The organism is Maribacter sp. 2-571, assembly GCF_050589625.1.
Lineage (GTDB): Bacteria > Bacteroidota > Bacteroidia > Flavobacteriales > Flavobacteriaceae > Pelagihabitans.
This window is the reverse complement of sequence record NZ_JBNGOP010000006.1, coordinates 13,544-32,899: the sequence shown is the minus strand read 5'-3', so window position 1 is coordinate 32,899 and position 19,356 is coordinate 13,544. Positions and strand designations below refer to the sequence as shown.

The following is a 19,356-nucleotide window of genomic DNA, read 5'->3' as shown; positions in this document are numbered from 1 at the left end:
TGTCCATCCCTTAAACGTATTTTTTTGTACCATACAGATCCATTAAGTTTACAGCGTAGGAACCACATTATGCTCCAGTTAAAACATCTTAGTATTCTCTTTTTTTTATGTGCGGCCACTGGGTTTTCGCAGCGTTCCACAATAGCTAAAATAGAGATCAAAGGATCGGTGAAAGCCAAGGAAAGCGGTGTTCCCATCAGTGATGTTCAGGTGTCTACCACTTCCGGCACGTATGCCCGTACCGATTTTCTAGGGGCATTCAAGATTATGGCGGAAGTAGGGGACGAACTGCTGGTCGAAAGCCCAGAGTTCGATACGGTCCGCTACGTTATCAAGGACGGTCAGGAAATCACGATACTGGTGGCCGGCGGAAGCGAGACGGAACTTAGAAGTAGTTTTAAAAGAGGCGGTAATAAAGCGCGAGAGCAATTTCATCAAAACTATCTGGACTCCGCAAAACTGTACAAAAAGGACAACATTAAAAAAAGCATCGATTTTATCACCCGGTCCATTGCCGAACTTGGAAAAAGGGCCGATAAAAAACTGCTCGCCCGCTCGTTGACCACCTTGGGCGAAGTGTATCGCTACCATGGACAGCTCGACCTTGCCATTACCAATTTCGAAGACGCTTTGGAAGCCAATAAAACCATCAAAACGGCCCTTTTGTTGGCTAGTGCCTATATTCAGAACGGCGACTATGATTCCGCCAATGCAAGCCTACAGCCCTTAAGGGACATCAAAAACATGGTGCCCTACCAACAAATAGCTTTGTATGAAAGTTTGGGCGATGCCCAAAAGGGATTGGGCAAAACCGGAAAGTCCGTCGCTTTTTATGAAGAGGGTTTAAAAGTGGCGCGACAAAATCGTATTTCACCAAAAATGGCCGACCTCAATTCCAAAATTGCGGATGCCTATGCCAAGGGCGACCAAGAAGTGGAGGCGGAGGGTTTTTATCAAAATTCTCTGGAATTGGCGTCAAAACAGGCACCGAAACGGGCCATCCAAGAAAAGGAAAAGGTAGCCGATTTTTACAATTTAAGAAGTCGCTACCCCGAAGAAATACGCATGCGTAAAAAAAGTTTGGAAGAGTTGCGCCAGCTGCCCAGACCAAAAGTTGCCACGCAGTCGGCAGTTAGGGAGACCGATACGATCACCGCACAGCGTATCAACTATAAAATTGCGAACGCCTATATCGCCCAGGACAAATACGATGAGGCGATTCCGTATTTAAAGCGTAGCATTGTGGAGGCCGATGGCGATAACGATTTGATCGTTCAAAAGGATGCTACCCGAAAACTCTCCGAAGTGTATGAATATCGGGGCGATTATACCAAGGCCTTTGAAGCTTATCGCAACTATACGGCCTTGGTAGATACCCTTTACATAAGAAAGGAACAAGAGCTTTCCCGGGCCGCACGCTTCAATAGGGAAGTAGCCTCCAAACAAAGTAGGATCGCCGGTTTGGAACAGGAGCGTGAACTTTCCCAAAGTAAATATGCGTTGGCCGTTACCGAACAGCAATTGGTGGAGGAAAGTTTTAAACGCCAAAAATGGATCATTTATTCGCTATTGTTCGGTATTGTTTTTTTAGGCCTGGCGGCATTTTTTTTCTACCGAAGCAACCAGCAGCAAAAACTTGCCAATAACCTTTTGGCATTAAAATCGCTCCGTTCCCAAATGAATCCCCATTTTATTTTCAACGCCCTAAATTCGGTGAACAATTACATTGCGAAAAGTGACGAGCGTAGCGCAAATCGGTATCTCAGCGAGTTTTCTACCTTAATGAGGGCCGTTTTGGAGAACTCTGAGGAAGATTTTATTCCCTTATCAAAAGAATTGGAACTATTGCAGCTATACGTAAAATTGGAACATTCCCGTTTTCCGGAAAAGTTCGATTATGATATTGCAATAGACGACCATTTGGATGTTGCCGCTTTTCAAATTCCGCCCATGTTGTTACAACCGTATATCGAAAATGCCATTTGGCACGGTTTGCGTTACAAGGAAGAAAAAGGCTTTCTTGATATAGCGTTACGACAGAAAACAAAAGATACTATTGAAATTACCATTTCGGACGATGGAATCGGGAGAAAGCGCTCTGCGGCACTGAAAACGCAACATCAGAAAAAACAGAAGTCCAAGGGAATGGGCAATATTAAAAAGCGTATTGCCATTTTGAACGATATGTACAAAGATCGCGTAGAGGTCGCCATTTCCGATCTGAATGCGGACGGTTCGGGCACCAAGGTGGTTTTTATGTTGAATCGGAACTAAACGATTGTTGTGGAGGAGCGAGCATTTGTCGGCCCTTGTAACAAAATTGTGAGCGGTTCCTTTAAAAAAATACCATGAAGTTAAAAACGATTTTGGTCGAGGATGAGGCCAATAGTAGGGAAATACTACGCAATTATTTGAACAAATATTGCCCACAGGTAGATTTGGTCGGGGAGGCCCCGTCTATCGAAAAAGGCTTGGAGCTCATTTCGAAAAACGATTTGGACCTTGTTTTTCTGGATGTGGAGATGCCTTTCGGAAACGCCTTCGATTTATTGGATAAAGTGCCCGAGCGTACCTTTGAAACGGTTTTTGTAACGGCCTATAACCAATACGCCATGGATGCGCTTAACAGTCATGCCGCCTACTATCTTATGAAGCCGATCAATATTGACGAATTGATAAAGGCGGTGGAGTACGTTTTGGAGATTCGTTTAAAGGAAGATGCTTTGGAAGAGCGGGTATTGCAACCAAAGTTGAAGGCCATAGAGGGAAAGATCACCCTGCCGCAACAGGACGGATTTCAAGTGCTTAATGTAAAGGATATCCTTTACTGTAAGGCTGACGATAATTATACGGAAATCCATCTTGTCAACAAAAAAATATTGGTCAGTAAAACGCTAAAATATTTCGAGGGGGCGTTGGCTGATTTTGCTTTCGCCCGAATACATAAATCCTATTTGGTGAACGTTAACGAGGTGGTCAAATACCGAAAGGGAAAAGGAGGTAGCGTAGTCGTTTCTAGCGGAAAGGAACTTTTGGTTTCCGCCGCAAGAAAGAAGGAGCTATTATCCTATTTTTAAAAAACGGATCGGTTAAATGTACCCTTCCAACGAAGGGAAATATGGAAGAAACGGGTGTTTTGGCCCGCTAAAAACAAAAAAAATGATTAAAAAATCGATTCTTGGCAAATCGCCCCGGTTTGGGAAGGCCTGTTTTATCGCCGAAAATGCTACGGTCGTGGGGGATGTGGCCATGGGCGACCATTGCAGCATTTGGTTCAATGCCGTACTTCGGGGCGATGTGCATTACATTACAATGGGCGACAAGGTCAATGTTCAGGACGGAGCGGTGATCCATTGTACCTATAAGAAGGCACCAACTACGATCGGTAACAGGGTTTCCATAGGGCATAATGCCATAGTGCACGGGTGCACCATTAAAGATGATGTGCTCATAGGTATGGGAAGCATCGTTATGGACGATTGCATCGTGGAGCAGAACAGCATTATTGCCGCAGGGGCCGTGTTGCCCAAAGGGACACATGTGCCCAGTGGTAGTATCTATGCCGGGGTTCCCGCAAAAAAAATTAAGGACATCAGTCCCGAACTCAGTGCAGGGGAGGTGCGTCGTATTGCGGAGAGTTATGTATTATACGCAAGTTGGTACCAATAGTTTTGGCGAAGCTTACCGCGATGCTATGCCCCCTAAAGCGTATATAGGGCTAGTACTTGTCTTGGATTTTGTAGAAGGGAAACGTAACGCTATTTGAAAAATAGTACATTTGTCGCCGATTACCATTTTATACCATTTCTGATGTTAAATTACGCAAATAAAAACCAAGGATTTTTTGTGTAGGCGAAAAAGAAAATCCAAGCATAGCAGTAGCTATGGTTAGCTTTTATTTTGAAGCATACACGGAAAAGAACACTTTTCAAAGGGTAGTTTAACATCAGAAATGGTATGACACGTTAAAACGGTATAAAATAACAGCTTATGAATGCATTTATATTTCCCGGACAGGGCGCTCAGTTTGTGGGTATGGGACTCGACCTCTACGAAAAATATCCCTTGGCACAAGAACTTTTTGAAAACGCAAATGAAATTTTAGGGTTTCATATTACCGATATCATGTTCGAAGGGACCCCTGAGGACTTAAAACAAACCAATGTTACCCAACCGGCTATTTTTTTGCATTCGGTAGTATTGAACAAAGTGATGGGCGATGCGATTTCGCCCGACATGGTCGCAGGACATTCGCTGGGCGAGTTTTCGGCCTTGGTCGCCAACGGAACGCTCGGTTTTGAAGACGGTCTTCGGTTGGTCGCCCAAAGGGCGCAAGCCATGCAGGAAGCTTGTGAAGGGCGTGCGGGCACAATGGCCGCTGTTTTGGGTCTGGATGATGCTGTAGTCGAAAAAGTATGTGCCGAAACCCCAGGTACGGTCGTGGCCGCCAATTATAACTGTCCGGGGCAGTTGGTGATATCGGGAGAGGTCGAGGCGATTGAGCAGGCCTGTGAAACCTTGAAAGCGGCGGGAGCCAGACGGGCGTTGTTACTCCCCGTAGGCGGCGCTTTTCACTCGCCCCTCATGCAACCCGCCCGTGACGCCCTGTCCAAAGCAATAGAGGCCGTAACGTTCCATACGCCCACTTGCCCTATCTATCAAAATGTGAGTACGGTCGCGGTAAACGATCCGGTCGCCATTAAAGCGAATTTGATAGCGCAATTGACGGCACCCGTAAAGTGGACACAAAGCGTACAACAGATGGTGGCGGACGGCGCTACCAAATTTACCGAAGTTGGACCCGGAAAAGTACTTCAAGGCTTGGTACGGAAAATAGCCAAAGAGGTCGAAACCGCGGCAGGGGCTGTCCATTAGGCGAGGCGAAGGATTTTATCCGATATTCCGATATTTAAACCGGTAAATAAGGCCGTGGTATTTTTTTTTATTAATATTGTGCCCCATTTTAAGCGAGAGCATCCTACTAAGCTAGCGATTGAATTCATGATAATTCAATAGAATAGCAATGGAATTGAAAAGAAAAATGGATTTCCGGAATAGTGGAAATCGGTACATATTAAAATACACCCTGTTCCTATCCGTCCTTTTTATCGGGGTGGGTCTACGGGCACAGGTGGTGTCGATTTCGGTAGACACGAACACCGCACAGGAAACAAGCGTAGGCCCTACGGCTCCCGTAACCTTTACGGTTTCCAAAAGTGCTACACCCGTTTCCAACGGTCGTACCGTGACATACGAAGTGGTCGGCCAAACGACCAACGGCGACGACCATACGTTTTTAAGCGGTTTTGTTACATTACCTGCCGGAGGTGCTACTTCGGATGAAATTGTGGTCGACATTTTCGATGATGATTTGGTAGAGGCACGGGAGAATCTTACGATACGTTTACTGAACGGTTCCGGTTACTCGGTGGATCAATTCGCTTCCGAGGCCACCGTGGCCATCGAAGATAATGATGTGGGGACGCTTACCGTCGATACCGTTGATGCCGATGCGGAAGAGGAAAATTCGGACCAAGGGCGTTTTGTGATACGTTTGGATAAGGAAAACCAGACGGGCGCTACGGTATCGGTGGCGTACACACTTAGCGGTACGGCGACCAATGGCGGGGCACAATCCGATTATACCACTACGGGGCAGGCTACGTTGACCTTTCCGGCCGGTCAATTTTCAAGGGCCATTAATATTATCCCAGAGGACGATACCGTCGCGGAAAGTGATGAAACGGTAATTTTGACCCTGCAATCGGTGAGCAGTCCACAGTTTCTGTTGGGGACTCCCAATTCGGGAACGGTGACCATAGCGGATAACGACTGTTCTGCCGGAAGTGCACCACCTACCATCAATGATAATGAAACGGATTTTTGTGATGTCGCCCAGGTAAATCTAGATGGTTTTGTAGATGAGGTCACTCCCGTTGCATCCAGCTTACGATGGAGTTTGATTGCCGATCCAACGACGGTCGGTGATTTATTGGCTTCGCCCAATGTCAACCAGGGAAACACCTATTACGCAGTGTATTATTCCGCATCGGGCGCTTGCTTCAGTCCCACTTCCCCTGTAACGATTACCTTGGCGGAAACCGAAAATATAGGTACTGTAAATCCAGGGATTTTTAGTTGTAATACTACCGACTTTGGCGGTACTACGACCTTGAATCTCGATACTACCTTGTCCGGCGCCGCTCCCGGAGGTGTTTGGACCTTTGTTACCGGCCCGGAAAACCCAGGGAACATCAATGGGAACAATGTGGTCAATTTTGATGACGATGATGATGGGACTTATATTTTTAGATATACCTTGACCAATGATCCCTGCCCGGAACAAACGATTGAGGTTTCCGTTCCCGTTTCCAATTGCGAGCCTTGTGATGCCGGAAATGCGGCACCGGCCCTTGACGATGATGTACCGTTGATCTTTTGCGATGTGATCGATATCAGTCTGAACGATTATACCGATTCGGCGCCTCCGCCAGGAACGGTATTGCGGTGGAGCACGTCCAGACCTGACGAAGATGATATACCTCCGCCAATTCCCGATACGGAAGTGGAGGCCCCTAATGCGGGAACCTATTTTGGCTATTTTTATGATGCGGCCAATGAATGTGCAAGCCCGGCATTGCGCGTGCAACTGACCAGGAATACAACCCCGGAAGTAGAGGAGACCAGTGGCGATCAACGATGTGGTACCGGTTCGGTGACCCTGACCATTTCGGCAACAGGGAACCCTACCTATAATTGGTATACCTCGCCGACGAGTGATACGCCTATAGCGAACGGTAGCGTGTTTACCCCTAATCTTTCGCAGACCACCATTTACTATGTAGAAGCTACGGAAAATAATTGCGCCACGCCACGGATACCCGTTACGGCCACGATAATAGCGCAGCCTTCGGCAGGAACAGCTACTGATGCTTCTGCTTGTAGTATTGCCGCGAACGGACGCTTCTCTATTGATTTGGACGACCAATTGGTAGGTGAGGACGAGGGTGTTTGGACCATTACCGACGACCCTTCGTCAGGTGCTTTGCAGCTGTCAAATGAAAACGTCGTCGATTTTCAAGGGCTGGCCGATGGTACCTATGTGTTCACCTTTACCACAACTGGCGCTCAGGCCCCTTGTACCAATGAGTCGGTCGCCGTTTCCATTTCAGTGAACGATTGTGATATCGATACCGATTTGGACGGACTGTTCGATGGTCCCGAAGCGAGCTTGGGCACCGATCCCAATAATAGGGATACGGATGGTGATGGTATCGACGATGGCGAAGAAGTGGGTGACGATTTGAACAATCCTTTGGATGAAGATGGCGATTCGATTATTGATGCCCTAGAGTCGACCCTAACGGATGCCGATAGCGATGGCGTGCCCGATCAATCCGATCCCGCGAACAACAACCCCTGCATTCCCAACAATAACAACGGTCTGTGCGATACCGACGAGGACGGTATTGTCGACGGCGAAGAGATTACGAACGGCACGGATCCCAACGATGCCTGCGACCCCGATCCGGAAAATGAAAATTGCAATCGGGAAATCGATCTTGAAATCGTTAAGACCATAGATAACGAAGATGCCACCATTGGCGATACCGTGGTATTTAGGATAACGGTTACCAATTTGTCCGATATTAGGGCCAGGGGCATTCAGGTCGCCGAGGTTTTGGAAGGCGGTTTCCAGTACGTTTCCCACGAAGCCTCATTAGGCACTTACGACCCCGAATTGGGCCAGTGGGATATTTTTGAGATAGAACCGGTAGCCGACGCCTTATTGGAAATTACGGTTACGATCGTAACAGGAAGTAGTTACAACAACACAGCGGAGCTATTGCGTTCGGTGCCCAATGATGGGAACCCGGATAACGATTCCGCAACGGTCTCCTTGGCCATAGAACGGCCGGAAGGAATCAACCTTGTCCTTGAAAAATCGGCCAGAATAAAAGGGGCTTCTTTGGCGGCGCAAGCCAACCCATTGGTAGGTGAGGAAGTGGAGTTTGTGCTAAAGGTTACCAATGCATCCGCAAACAATTCGGTAGGCAATATCCGTGTTTCCGATGTGTTGACCAATATCGATGAGATCCAGTTTGAATTTGAGGGCTTTGAGGCGGCAGAAGGATCTTCCTATGATCCGGCCACCGGAATATGGCGTATTTCGGAAGAACTTTCGGTAGGAGAGGACATTACACTGGTATTATTGTACCGCTGTTTAGAAGCCGGTCTTGTAAGCAATACCGCAACTATTACCGCTTCCTCCCCTGCGGAAAGTGAGGGTCAGGAAGGGGATAACGAGGCATCGGCCACCGTTAACATATCCGAGCGTACACCGTTGGACGTTGGAATTCTATACAACCAATTTTCGCCCAATGGCGATGGGGTGAACGATGATTTGAAAATCAATCAAAGGTGTTTTGATGCTCCCGATACGGCGGATTGTAATGAACCTATAACCCTGTTATATTCAATAGAGATTTTTAACCGTTACGGCCGTCCGGTATTTATGGTACAGGACCAAACGACGGAGGAAATTTGGGACGGTACCTGGAAAGGGGAGCAAGTTCCTGATGGTACCTATTATTATGTGTTGGAGGTGCAGGTCAATGGGGGAGGCCCGGAGATTAAAAAAGGATGGATCCAGTTAATAAGATGATACGGTTCATGGGGTATAAAAAACATCGATTGGTGGGCGAAAAAGTATCGCTGATGCTCGTTTTTTTATTGGGTATGCTATCGGCCCATGGCCAAAAAGAACCGCAATACACCCAGTACATGTACAACATAGGGGGCTTTAACCCCGCTTATGTGGGCACTACGGAAACGCCCGAGCTTACCACAATGTACCGGGCGCAATGGCTGGATATTCCCGGTGCTCCGCGCACCATTCGTTTGGGGGCCAACATTCCCTTGTCCAACGAAAAAATGGGAATCGGTGTCAATGTCATTAACGATGCGTTGGGGCCTTTGAGCAATACCTTTTTAGATGTGGCCTTTAGTTATCAGATAAACTTGAGCGATGAAACCAAGTTATCTTTTGGTATGGATGCCGGTGGATCTCTGTTGAACGTCGATTTCTCCAAAGGTACTTTTGAAAACCCCGGAGAGCCTGTAGCAGCAATGGAGCCGATCAATAATTTTTATGCTACTATTGGGGCGGGGCTGTTTCTTTATCAGGAAAACTGGTATGTTGGGGTGTCCATCCCCAATTTTCTTACCGATGATATCTATAACCAGGAGGTAGCTGCGGTAGTCGAGGATAAAATACATTATAACGTAATAGGCGGATATGTTTTCGATCTCTCGGAAAACACCAAATTAAAACCTGCATTTTTACTGAATTACGTTGTGGGTGCCCCGGTAAATGTCAACGTGTCGGCCAATATGTTGTTTAACGACCGTTTTACCCTAGGCGCCGCCTATAGCATTGAGAACGCGGTGAGTGCCCTGGCGGGGTTTCAAATAACCGATCCGATCTTCTTTGGGGTTTCCTATGACTATAATACCAATGGATTGGGCCAATACAACAACGGTACCCCGGAGTTTGTGTTAAAGTACTTTATTGGAAGGTCCGGAGGAAGCAAGAATATCAATACGAAGAATATCAAGGGCAAGCCAAAGCAAATCGATACACCAAGATTTTTCTAAGCCGAAAGTTATGCGCATACAAATCAGTATACTGTTCATTCTATGTTCTGCGCTCCTAACGCGGGGACAGGAGTTCCGAAACAATGGGGACAAGTATTTTTATGCTTATGCCTATGAAGAGGCCATTAAGGAGTATCAAAAGCAAATGCAACGTGGGGCAATAATGACCAATCACCAATTTTTGAACTTGGCCGATTCCTACTTTATTACCAAAGACTATACAAAAGCGGTAAAACTCTATCTCGATATCTATAAGAACGATACCATCATGTCGGATAGTCGTTTTAATAAAATGCTACAGGGCCTGGCCAAGGTTTCGGAGCCCGAACGGGTAAAGGCCTTTTTAAAATCAAAGAGTGGAAGCTTGGCGAACGAGCTGATCGAAAACGCCGCCTTCAACTTTGAACTGCTGGAGTCGGAGGTTTCCGACCCCGATAGCTATACGGTTTTCGATATCGGTGGCAATAGTCCCCAAGCAGATTTTGCGCCCAGTTTTTATCGGGATAAACTGTTGTTCAGTAGCAGCAGAAAGGCGAAGTCCAAAAAAGTATACGGGCCAACCGGCGAATCCTATATCGATATTTATGTGTCCGCTATCGGAAACAGTGGAAGGGCATTGAACCCGAACCCTTTTGAAGGCGTTCCACCGTCCAAATTTCATAAGGCGACACCACATTATTCCGAGGAATTCGACCGTCTCTTTTATGTTCTTTCCAATGAGAAAGATGGCGAGCTCGCCTTTAACGAAAAAGGGAAAAACGCGTTGGCGATAGGGATGTCCTACGATAATGGTTTCTTCCGTTTTCTATTAAAAGATTTGGGTACCTCGTTTTACTACCCTTTCTATCATGAGTCGTCGGGAAGGTTGTACTTTGCTGCCGATTTCCCCGATGGTTATGGGGGTACGGACCTGTATTATGTAGAGACCAACAATTTACAGATCATGTCCGAGCCCATTAATCTGGGACCTAGGATCAATACGCCCGGAAATGAGATCGCCCCTTATTTTTTGGAGGATAGTTTTTATTTCTCTTCCGATATTTTCTATGGTCTCGGAGGTATGGATGTGTACAAATCTATTTTACAGTCCGACGGGAGCTATAGTACCCCGATCAATTTGGGTAAAGGAATCAACTCACCGGCGGACGATTTCGGCTTTATTCTACGGTCGACCGAATCGGGCGGATTTCGGGGATATTTTTCTTCGAATCGAAAAGGGGGTATGGGCAACGATGACATCTATGGTTTTCGAACGGAAAAAAGCCCCGGTCTTAAAACCTTGTTGTTCCGCGGGACCATTGTACAATCGAAAACCGACGATGGAATTCCCGACGTATCCGTACAATTGTTGGACGGCAAAGGGGCGTTAATAAAGGAAGTGTATAGCAGGGCCGATGGTAGCTATCAGTTGGAAGTGCCTTATCGTGACGGGGTTTCGCTCAAAATGACCAAACCCAAGCATTCCCGGTTTTATGAAACCTACACCGCGGAGTCGCTAGAAAAAATTCAGCAAGGACCCTTGAATATCGGTTTGGCGGTGCTAAGCGAATTGATCGAGGAAAAGGAAGGGAAGACCGTGCTGAAAATCGATAATTTTGTGTTCGCCAAAGGGAAGAGCCAAATTACGGGCACGATAGCAGGGGAATTGGATAAAGTGGCACAGACCATGAAGGCCTTTCCGAAATTGCAATTACGGATCGAAACACATACCGATAGCAGGGGCAGTACAACTACCAATAAACGCCTGTCCCAATCGAGGGCTACGGCAATACAGCAATACCTCAGATCACAAGGGGTAGCGGCACAAAATATCCTTCGGGCCACTGGCTACGGGGAGCAAAAAATATTGAACAATTGTACCAACGGAGTATATTGTCTCGACTTTTTACATGCTCAAAACGCCCGTACGCTTTTCGTTGTCGAAAATTTAGAGGTGCTGGAACAATAGCAGAACCCATTGGTCGTACCTTTTTCAATGCCATGCTTCACGACGCTCAAAAAAGGACCATATAGAAATACAGCAATGAAAATAGGGAAAGCACTACGATACCGGCGTAGGTGAGCATTTGCAACCATTTTTTGGGCCTGTTGGCTACGGGCAGCTCTTCGCTCATTACGTTTTTAAGGTTCATATAACCGATTATCGGCGCTACCACGAAAGATACAAAGGTCGCCAGGTCCACCAGTTGTTTCATGTTCGCGGCGAAGGCCGAGACCACCATAAAGTTGATCATTGCAAGAAGGAGCACCATAACGGCAAAGGCGTATTTTTTTGATGGGAGTTTGCTTTTCGGGAAAAGCAGGGCGATACTATCCAAACTCACCCTCGATATGGCATCGTGAGCGGTCATGCAGGTACTGAACATAGTGGCAAAGGCGGAAATAGCTATTAAAATATAGGCCCAAGAACCAATATGAACGGTAAAAAGGCTTACCAGTTGATCGGCGAAAACCACTGCCTTACCACTCAACTGCGTTTGGGTCCCGTAGAGGGTGAACCAGCCGATAATCATAAAAAAGACCGCCAGGATCCCGGTAAGGATGTAGCCCATATTGAATTCGCGGATCGACTGCCGTAAGGTCGGTTTTCCGGAACCGGTTTTCCATTTTTCGATACTCCATAAACTGACCCAACTGGAGGCTTCTACCGTGGTGGGCATCCACCCCATAAGGCCGATCAAAAAAAGAACGCCTACTTCATTGAACAATGGGGGCGGACTAAAATCGGGTTCGGCCATTACTTTTCCTTTTAGCACTACCAGGGCCGTAGTGGCCACCAGCGCCAAAAATAGTATGGATATGACGAACTTTAAGGATGTTTCCAGAAAGGTATAGCGTCCGATGATGAGCAAAAGACCGATAAAACCGAACAGCCCCAACGCTACGGTGGCGGTAAGATCCCCGGGCAATTTGAAGAGGTTGATAAAAAGACCGGCCGTAACCGTATAAAGGGCGGCCAATATGGTGAAGGTAGTGACCAAGGTAATGCCCGCGTAAAACCATAAATACCCCTTGCCGCGGTTGCGGTACCCCTCGATCAATGTTTTGTCGGTAATATGGGTATACCGTACGCCAAATTCGAAAAAGGGATATTTAAAAACGTTTGCGAGCACAATGGGTATGATCATGATCCAACCGTATTGTGCGCCGGCTTTGGTAGAGAGTACCAAATGAGAGGTGCCAATGGCCATACTGGCAAACAGTATTCCAGGTCCTAGACTTTTAAAAAACGATCTTAATTGAGACATAGGCCGTTTTTAACGGTAGCGTTACCCTTACGTTACTTGATGTCGATCTTATCCCCATAAAACTTGGGCTGGGTGTTGAACAACAGATCCAAAAACACCTTTACCCGTGCAAAATATTCCCTTACCTGTACTTTAAGTCCGTGATGGGTGCTAATGTCCTTTGCATTAAAACCGATTGCGGAAAGCCCCTTTTTTTCGGCCAAATAAATGGCCCGTTCGTTATGGAATTTTTGGGATATAATGGTCACTTCGGTCAAACCGAATACTTCCTTGGCCCTTACCATGGAATCCAACGTTCGAAAACCGGCATAGTCCAGATAAACCTTATCCGCTGGAATACCCCGCTTTACAAGGTCTTTTTTTATAGTGGTCGGTTCATTGTAATACACGGTGCCGTTATCCCCGCTTACCAATACAAAATTTATTTTTCCGGATTTATAAAGGGCTACGGTAGCGGTAATACGATTGGTATAATAGGCATTGGGCCTGCCGTTGGTCAATTTTTTTGATGTTCCCAAAACAAGTCCGACCCGGTTCTTTGGAATAGCTTCGATTTCAGAAAAGGTCTTTCCCTTGGCCGCGCGGTAGATGGTATAGTTGCATAACACCAAGAGCATTAGGAATGCCGCCAAAACCAGTGCCAATATTCGGAAATACTTTTTTCTCATTGCCCTAAAGATAATTCTTCCTGCTCAGGTTGGGAATACCTAATGGCTATTTTAGCGTTGTAGGATATCTTTTTAAAAAGTATAACGCCCGTTTTGATGTTAGGGCAACCACCTTTTTATTGATGAAAACGAATTCCTGCATTAACATAGGGGAGTTCTATGTCGGTACAAAAGGATACGGCCGTTAAATGTAAAACGGTTCCTGTTCAGGAACCGTTTTGCGAAATTTTAAACAAGGTCCGCCGTCGGTCATTTTTCGGCCTTTGCAATTTCAAAATGAAGGCTGAAGCTGTCTTTCCCTTGATCGTCGAATTCGAAGGCACGATAATCGAATTTCTTTCTTTCCAGATTAAAGGACACCAAGAAGTTTTCGGTTATAAAATACAGTTCGTCGCCCATACCAAAAATATTGGATAAGACCTTTTCCTTCGGGCTTTCTATTTTCCATTGTTCGCCATTTTTTGCATCTATGATGAAAAAACCGTTTTCGGCTGCGTCCGTGGAGCCTACTATGAGGTCGTTATAGGCATAAAAAGTGTCGATCTCCTCTCCATCATTTTCCAAAACGGTTTTCCATACCACTTGTCCGTCCGCAGTGTTCAGGGCGGTAACAGTGGCCGGGTCGTCACCGTTCTTTCGGGCGGCAAAGTAATAAACACCATTTTGTAATAAGGTGTTCTCCTTAATTCTGGGAGAATCGTGTTCGGTTTCATATTCCCAGTCAATGGCGGCATTGTTCGCAATGTCCAGCGCATAGATCTTGTTTCTTTCACTTGCGGTAAATGCCTTTTCAGCATCAATTTGTAGCTGCGCATACATGGGTACGTTTCCAAAACCTCTTTGCCAAATGGCCTGACCGGTTCTTGCATCAAAGCAATACACCCATGGCGCATTGGAGATCAACAGATAGTCATCGTTTATGACCGGGGAATAATTGTTGTACGGAAACTGTAGTTTGTAGTTCCAGACCAAACTTCCGTTGCGTTTGTCGAACGCGTACAGTTGGGTATTGTTCGAAGCGACGTAGATGAGCGACCCTTTAATCGGCAATCGTTGCCCGTCGGTCACATATCTTTTTGTAATTTCTTTCTGTTGGCCAATCTCGGTTTTCCAGTATTTTTCGCCGGTATTGACATCGACCGCCAAAAATTCCCTTTGGGTACTTAGGGTATATAAAATAGCATTTTCGATTCTGAAATGGTTGTCCATTTTATTGTAGGCACCATCATCGAAGCTTAAATCCCATTTATGGGATAGCGTTTCAAGCTCGTAAGCGGCCAACGAACCATCGTTTTTCAGAAGGATAAGGCAATCGGAGGCCACCTTTTCTTGGCCCGTTATCGGTTTGTAAGCGGTATTTTGTACAATTTCTTCAATGGAAGTGGGAACCTGGTCGTTGCTATATTCATTGGAGCTACCGTCGTCAATGGTACTTTCTATCTCTTGTCCCATTAGGGTAACGCTCGTGAACAACATTAGGATGTAGTAGGCAAAGTGGAATCTCGTTCTATTCATTTTTTTAACTATTGGGTCGGTCGTTTTTTACGCTTTGTGTGGCCGCTAGCAAAAAGGGGAAACGCCTTTTTGGGGTTCGAACTACTCAAGAAATAGGGTCAGTGTTATAACAGGCTTTTGTGCAGTAAATTGTTGAGGTCAAATTAAAAGTTAAGGTTGGTATCGCTTTTGTTGCCTTCGTCAGAATTTTGATTGGCCTACCGTTACGACAAACGTTCCCTGTTCGTTGATCAGTCCGTGTTTTTCTTTGTTGTTTTCGGTGGTGATAATGGCGAGCATCAAACCGTTGTTATAGTCTTTAAGGGACTTGTAATTAAAATCGAGGACCACGTTTCCCTTACTGTCCACCAAACCGCTTTTGTTCTTAAAAGTAAAAATGCCCTTTCCAAAATCGACCAATTGTTTGAGCACGGGATTGATGTGGGTAAAATACTCCGCGTTCAGGCCAAGGGTCTGATGGATATTGGCCTGTTCTTGAAAATCGATTTTTAGGTTTTTATCGAACGCATGAATTACGTTTCCGTCAGTGTCGATCAATAATATGGAGGAGAATTGATCTGTACGGACCAAGGCGTGGTTTTTATAAAAGTTGGTGGCAAATTTATAGGTAGCATCAATAACCAGTTGGTCCTTCCCATTGATAAAGCCCCAGTATCCGTCTTTGGAAAGTACCCGTGCCCGATCATTAAAAAAGGAGTAGGGCTGTTTGCTGTATTTGGCAGGTATTACGGTTTCTCCGTTGTTGTTGATAAAGCCGTATAGGTTTTCTTCGTTCCGAAAAAAGGCCAACCCTTCTGAAAAATCCCCTACCGCTTTATAGGCGTGAGGTATTACGGTTTCTCCTTTTGTGTTTATAAACCCGAACGTTTTGGTTGTGGGGTCATAGTGTTTGATGAAGCCTTCATTGGCACTTCCAAAAAGGCGCCTTTTTTGGTCTTCGGATGTTAAAATACTTCTACTTTTTTCTTGTATCGCTTTAATATGGGATTCCTTTATTTTGTAGATAACGTTCAGGTTTTCATCCAAATATAGGTGCTCGGACATCTTCCCAAATTGTTTGTCCAATTCCTTGATGGCAAAATAAGTACCGTTATCATAAGGGATAATGGTGGAATAGATATGATCCCCACCAAGTTGTTTTTTCTCTTTTAGCGATATAAATCGTTCCCCAAATTTGGAGGAGTCGTACGAAATCAGAATACCGTTTCGAACAGCAAATGTATTTTGGTAGTTTCGTACATCTATTTGATTTTTTACGGGAATCCCGCTTTGAATTTGCTGTCCGCTTTTATCATAGATGTCATACTTGCCATTGTGTTTGACCCAGAAATAGGTGCCATCGAAAGCGCTTACGACCTTTCCATAAAATTCATTTATCGATAGTAGTCCGTCTACCTTGGTCTGAGAGACCAAATTGCTACTGCAGCTCAGTACTAGTAAAAGTACAAACGTGTTCAATTTTTGTTTTACCATTTGGCTCATATAATACGATTTTAATGGGTTCAGCATGGCACATTGACTGTTTGTTGTTTTCCAGTTTTCAAACTTGGTTAGCCCATGCCGTTTTGATTCCGCTTCAAAAATAATGTTTTGCCGATTAACAAAGGTTTTTTTGACCTTGTTATGATATATCAACTGTGTTCGTTAGATCAACTTTTGGAGATGTTTTTGAAAATAGGCCGCGCTTTCCGCCGCGCTTGTTTTTGAGCTATGGGAAAAATTTCCGCCCTGTTCGATAAAGTAATGTTCCAAACCTGATTCTTGGGGGTCAGGAAGCAGTTCTCGGTAGTTTAGGGAACCATTGCCCAGCTCGGTATAGTCTCTGGAAACCTTATCCATGTCCTTTATGTGCCACATGGTATACCGACCGGGCTGTTTTTGTACGAGTTCCTTAGGGGTAAACTTTGAGGAGTGCATCACCCAATACATGTCTATCTGCAATTTCACCAGGTCAACGTCGGTATCATTGACAATAATGTCGAAACCATTTTCGCCATTTTGTTCCAAAAATTCAAACCCGTGGTTGTGGTAGGCAAAACCCAATCCCGCTTTGGTAACCCGCTCCCCAATATGGTTGAGTTTTTTCGCCATTACCTTAAAGTTATCTATGGTGCGTTGTTCGGGAGCGATCCAGGGCCAAACAATGTATTTGCTTCCCAATTTTTGAGCGGCGATAATACACTGGTCAACAAAGCGTTCGAGGGCTTCGTCAGACTTTTTCAAATAAGGGGAAAAACCGTAGTGTCCACTACTTATGGTAAGGCCAAGATCGTCCAAAATTTGTTTCAATTCGGTAGCGGGGTATCCATAGTAGGTGCCTTTTTCCTCGTCAAAGCCGTAAAGTTCGAAGTCTCGATACCCTAACCCTTTTAAATAGCGCAAGGTGTCCAACGGATTTTTTGCCATTTCGTCCCGTATGGAAAACAATTGATAGCCCATTTTGTAGTTAGAACGTTCGTGCATTGAAAAAGAGGTCAATGGGAGCATGCCCGCAACGGCCAACGCGCCACTTTTTTTTAAAAAGGTACTTCGCTTCATGATTGAAAGGTACAACGGAATTGTGGAATTTTAGCCACTGGTTTTCAAGAAGTACCGTTCGCGATTACCAACATGCGAACTCCCCTTATAGCCCTAAATGGAAAGCGCTCCGTATGGTTTCTAGTAAAAATAGCTTTGGGGTGAACTTGTGAATCCTCCTTTTGCATCGATTTTTGAAAAAGAGCTCAATTGTATCCAATTTACTTTTACAACGTATTTAAGATCCGGTCGGGATGTTCAAATCCTAATTTATGCGCTGTTTAAGGCCACCGCTCCAACCATTGGGGCCATACAATCTCTATTGTTGGACGCAGAAGGGAGAAATGTAAGCGGCCGTAGAAGATGAGAGTATGGTTTCGTTGGTATTGTTAAGGGTGTTAAAGACGTTTACGGTAAAATTAGAGGTTCCGATATAGATGCTATGATTGTAAATTTTATCGTCTTCGCCCCAATGTAATGGTCCCCCATGAATTCCATTGTCGTTAATCAATTCCGTTCTGTTGTTTCCCAAGACATCAATGCTGACCAAATCAGCATTTGTAAGGTCCGCATTACTTGCCGAAAATGCTATTTCGGAACCGTCGGGCGAAAAACAAGGGTCGTGGTTTCGGGTATCATCGGATGTTAACTGTATTATGGTGGAAACGCTATTTGCCTTGGCGTCATAGTTACAACTGAACACTTCAAAACTGGTAACGTCTATAAAACCTTCTTCAGCTATACCAATAAAGGCAATTTTGTCCCCTTCTTTGTTCCAATGGGCATCAATACTATATTGATTTATAATTTGTTGTGGATCGTTTCCATTGGTATCCACGGTATATGTGAAAAAGGGTGCCGTAGCATTTGATTCTTGTGCGATCATCAATATACGGTCCCCGTTTGGATGCCAGTACGGATTTCCAAATGCGAACCAATCGTATTGATTGTCGGCTATAATTACTTTTTGGTTCTTCCCATCCGAATCGCATTTTATCATCTCGCAATTTTCGTAATCAAATTGATCGATCAGGCTGGTAACAGGGCTTCTTAGTAGTAGTAATTGTCGGTTGTCGGGCGAGGCCGATACCCACCAATAGTTATGAAAAGGATCGTTGGTAACGGTGGATGTTTCGCCCGTTGTTAGGTTCTCTTTTGAAATTTGCCAAGGCGCATCGAACGTTTCTTTAGTACTGTAATACAGTATGGCTTCTTGCGGAGTAGCAGGCGTATCATCCTCTTTTTTACATGATATCGAACAAAAAATCAGTATTGAGAGTATAACTGTTTTATGCATGGCGCGCAATTTTAAAATTACCGACGAAGGTTCCGGGCCCGATAGACCTGCCTTGGAACTGTAGTAATGAAATTTTCTTAGGTGTAAAAGGCATTGTTCTTGTTACAGTTCCGTTCCCGGCAATGTTCAAGTATTTACAAAATTGGATTTTGCCCATTCCGCTATCGCCTACCTTCTTAACGCAATCAAACGCTTTACATTGTGACAGTTCCGCGTTACCTTATGACACATTTTTAATTCCGCTTCCGAAACTTTTGGTAATCGGTGGCCGTTTTCCAATCACTTCACATAAAGCCCTTTTTTCAAAATTCTTTCACTATAGCGCTGTTGTTATAAAGATGAAGGGCATTGTGTTCTTGCGGTGCTCCATGGAAATTTTAACTCAAAATAAATTTTGATTTTGGAATTCGGGATACTAAAAAAGGGTTGTTCGTTCTACAGATATTGGGTTTAT

General features: G+C 45.1%; 13 protein-coding genes. 7 read left to right on the top strand and 6 right to left on the bottom strand.

From position 1 onward, the window contains the following. Positions 1-69 precede the first annotated feature (69 nt). The 7 genes from ACRD7P_RS06140 to ACRD7P_RS06110 all read left to right on the top strand — a co-directional run bounded on the left by ACRD7P_RS06140 (position 70) and on the right by ACRD7P_RS06110 (position 11,605). On the top strand, positions 70-2,274 hold the full coding sequence (locus tag ACRD7P_RS06140) for a tetratricopeptide repeat-containing sensor histidine kinase (RefSeq protein ID WP_430906648.1): 2,205 nt from the start codon (positions 70-72) through the stop codon (positions 2,272-2,274). 74 nt (positions 2,275-2,348) lie between these two features. Then, positions 2,349-3,077, top strand: coding sequence for a LytR/AlgR family response regulator transcription factor (locus tag ACRD7P_RS06135; protein ID WP_430906647.1), 729 nt, complete (start codon positions 2,349-2,351; stop codon positions 3,075-3,077). Between the two features lie 82 nt (positions 3,078-3,159). Further along, positions 3,160-3,669, top strand: a complete 510-nt coding sequence (locus tag ACRD7P_RS06130; protein ID WP_430906646.1) for a gamma carbonic anhydrase family protein — start codon at positions 3,160-3,162, stop codon at positions 3,667-3,669. 321 nt (positions 3,670-3,990) lie between these two features. Next, positions 3,991-4,875 carry an ACP S-malonyltransferase gene (gene fabD / locus ACRD7P_RS06125; RefSeq protein ID WP_430906645.1) on the top strand — a complete coding sequence of 295 codons (885 nt, stop codon included), beginning with the start codon at positions 3,991-3,993 and terminating at the stop codon, positions 4,873-4,875. A gap of 148 nt (positions 4,876-5,023) precedes the next feature. Then, the gene (locus ACRD7P_RS06120) at positions 5,024-8,665 is read left to right on the top strand and encodes a gliding motility-associated C-terminal domain-containing protein (RefSeq protein WP_430906644.1); all 3,642 of its coding nucleotides are present in this window, start codon (positions 5,024-5,026) and stop codon (positions 8,663-8,665) included. Continuing rightward, the gene (locus tag ACRD7P_RS06115) at positions 8,644-9,657 is read left to right on the top strand and encodes a PorP/SprF family type IX secretion system membrane protein (protein ID WP_430906643.1); all 1,014 of its coding nucleotides are present in this window, start codon (positions 8,644-8,646) and stop codon (positions 9,655-9,657) included. Before ACRD7P_RS06120 ends, ACRD7P_RS06115 begins: the two co-directional genes overlap by 22 nt. Before the next feature lie 10 nt (positions 9,658-9,667). Next, positions 9,668-11,605 (top strand): OmpA family protein, encoded by a 1,938-nt coding sequence (locus ACRD7P_RS06110; protein ID WP_430906642.1) that lies wholly within the window; start codon positions 9,668-9,670, stop codon positions 11,603-11,605. A gap of 46 nt (positions 11,606-11,651) precedes the next feature. On the opposite strand, the gene ACRD7P_RS06105 is transcribed toward ACRD7P_RS06110, so the two are convergent. From ACRD7P_RS06105 to ACRD7P_RS06080, 6 genes are all read right to left on the bottom strand, one after another. Then, positions 11,652-12,905: an NRAMP family divalent metal transporter gene (locus ACRD7P_RS06105; RefSeq protein ID WP_430906641.1), complete on the bottom strand. Its 1,254-nt coding sequence runs from the start codon at positions 12,903-12,905 to the stop codon at positions 11,652-11,654. 32 nt (positions 12,906-12,937) lie between these two features. Beyond that, on the bottom strand, positions 12,938-13,573 hold the full coding sequence (locus ACRD7P_RS06100; RefSeq protein ID WP_430906639.1) for a SanA/YdcF family protein: 636 nt from the start codon (positions 13,571-13,573) through the stop codon (positions 12,938-12,940). 249 nt (positions 13,574-13,822) lie between these two features. After that, positions 13,823-15,088: a PQQ-binding-like beta-propeller repeat protein gene (locus ACRD7P_RS06095; protein WP_430906637.1), complete on the bottom strand. Its 1,266-nt coding sequence runs from the start codon at positions 15,086-15,088 to the stop codon at positions 13,823-13,825. 180 nt (positions 15,089-15,268) lie between these two features. Further along, positions 15,269-16,597 (bottom strand): WG repeat-containing protein, encoded by a 1,329-nt coding sequence (locus ACRD7P_RS06090; RefSeq protein ID WP_430906636.1) that lies wholly within the window; start codon positions 16,595-16,597, stop codon positions 15,269-15,271. Positions 16,598-16,732: 135 nt separating this feature from the next. After that, positions 16,733-17,626 (bottom strand): sugar phosphate isomerase/epimerase family protein, encoded by an 894-nt coding sequence (locus ACRD7P_RS06085; protein WP_430906634.1) that lies wholly within the window; start codon positions 17,624-17,626, stop codon positions 16,733-16,735. 298 nt (positions 17,627-17,924) lie between these two features. Then, a complete protein-coding gene (locus ACRD7P_RS06080) occupies positions 17,925-18,902 on the bottom strand; it encodes a TolB family protein (protein ID WP_430906632.1) in 978 nt (325 codons plus the stop codon). Positions 18,903-19,356: the final 454 nt, after the last annotated feature.

Bases quoted from the DNA above. Each gene is read 5' to 3' on its own strand.
- ACRD7P_RS06110 (WP_430906642.1), top strand. From the start codon at position 9,668: ATGCGCATACAAATCAGTATACTGTTCATTCTATGTTCTGCGCTCCTA.
- ACRD7P_RS06090 (WP_430906636.1), bottom strand. From the start codon at position 16,597: ATGCTGAACCCATTAAAATCGTATTATATGAGCCAAATGGTAAAACAA.
- ACRD7P_RS06130 (WP_430906646.1), top strand. From the start codon at position 3,160: ATGATTAAAAAATCGATTCTTGGCAAATCGCCCCGGTTTGGGAAGGCC.
- ACRD7P_RS06095 (WP_430906637.1), bottom strand. From the start codon at position 15,088: ATGAATAGAACGAGATTCCACTTTGCCTACTACATCCTAATGTTGTTC.
- ACRD7P_RS06135 (WP_430906647.1), top strand. From the start codon at position 2,349: ATGAAGTTAAAAACGATTTTGGTCGAGGATGAGGCCAATAGTAGGGAA.
- ACRD7P_RS06080 (WP_430906632.1), bottom strand. From the start codon at position 18,902: ATGCATAAAACAGTTATACTCTCAATACTGATTTTTTGTTCGATATCA.
- ACRD7P_RS06115 (WP_430906643.1), top strand. From the start codon at position 8,644: ATGGATCCAGTTAATAAGATGATACGGTTCATGGGGTATAAAAAACAT.
- ACRD7P_RS06100 (WP_430906639.1), bottom strand. From the start codon at position 13,573: ATGAGAAAAAAGTATTTCCGAATATTGGCACTGGTTTTGGCGGCATTC.
- ACRD7P_RS06105 (WP_430906641.1), bottom strand. From the start codon at position 12,905: ATGTCTCAATTAAGATCGTTTTTTAAAAGTCTAGGACCTGGAATACTG.
- fabD (WP_430906645.1), top strand. From the start codon at position 3,991: ATGAATGCATTTATATTTCCCGGACAGGGCGCTCAGTTTGTGGGTATG.
- ACRD7P_RS06120 (WP_430906644.1), top strand. From the start codon at position 5,024: ATGGAATTGAAAAGAAAAATGGATTTCCGGAATAGTGGAAATCGGTAC.
- ACRD7P_RS06085 (WP_430906634.1), bottom strand. From the start codon at position 17,626: ATGAAGCGAAGTACCTTTTTAAAAAAAAGTGGCGCGTTGGCCGTTGCG.
- ACRD7P_RS06140 (WP_430906648.1), top strand. From the start codon at position 70: ATGCTCCAGTTAAAACATCTTAGTATTCTCTTTTTTTTATGTGCGGCC.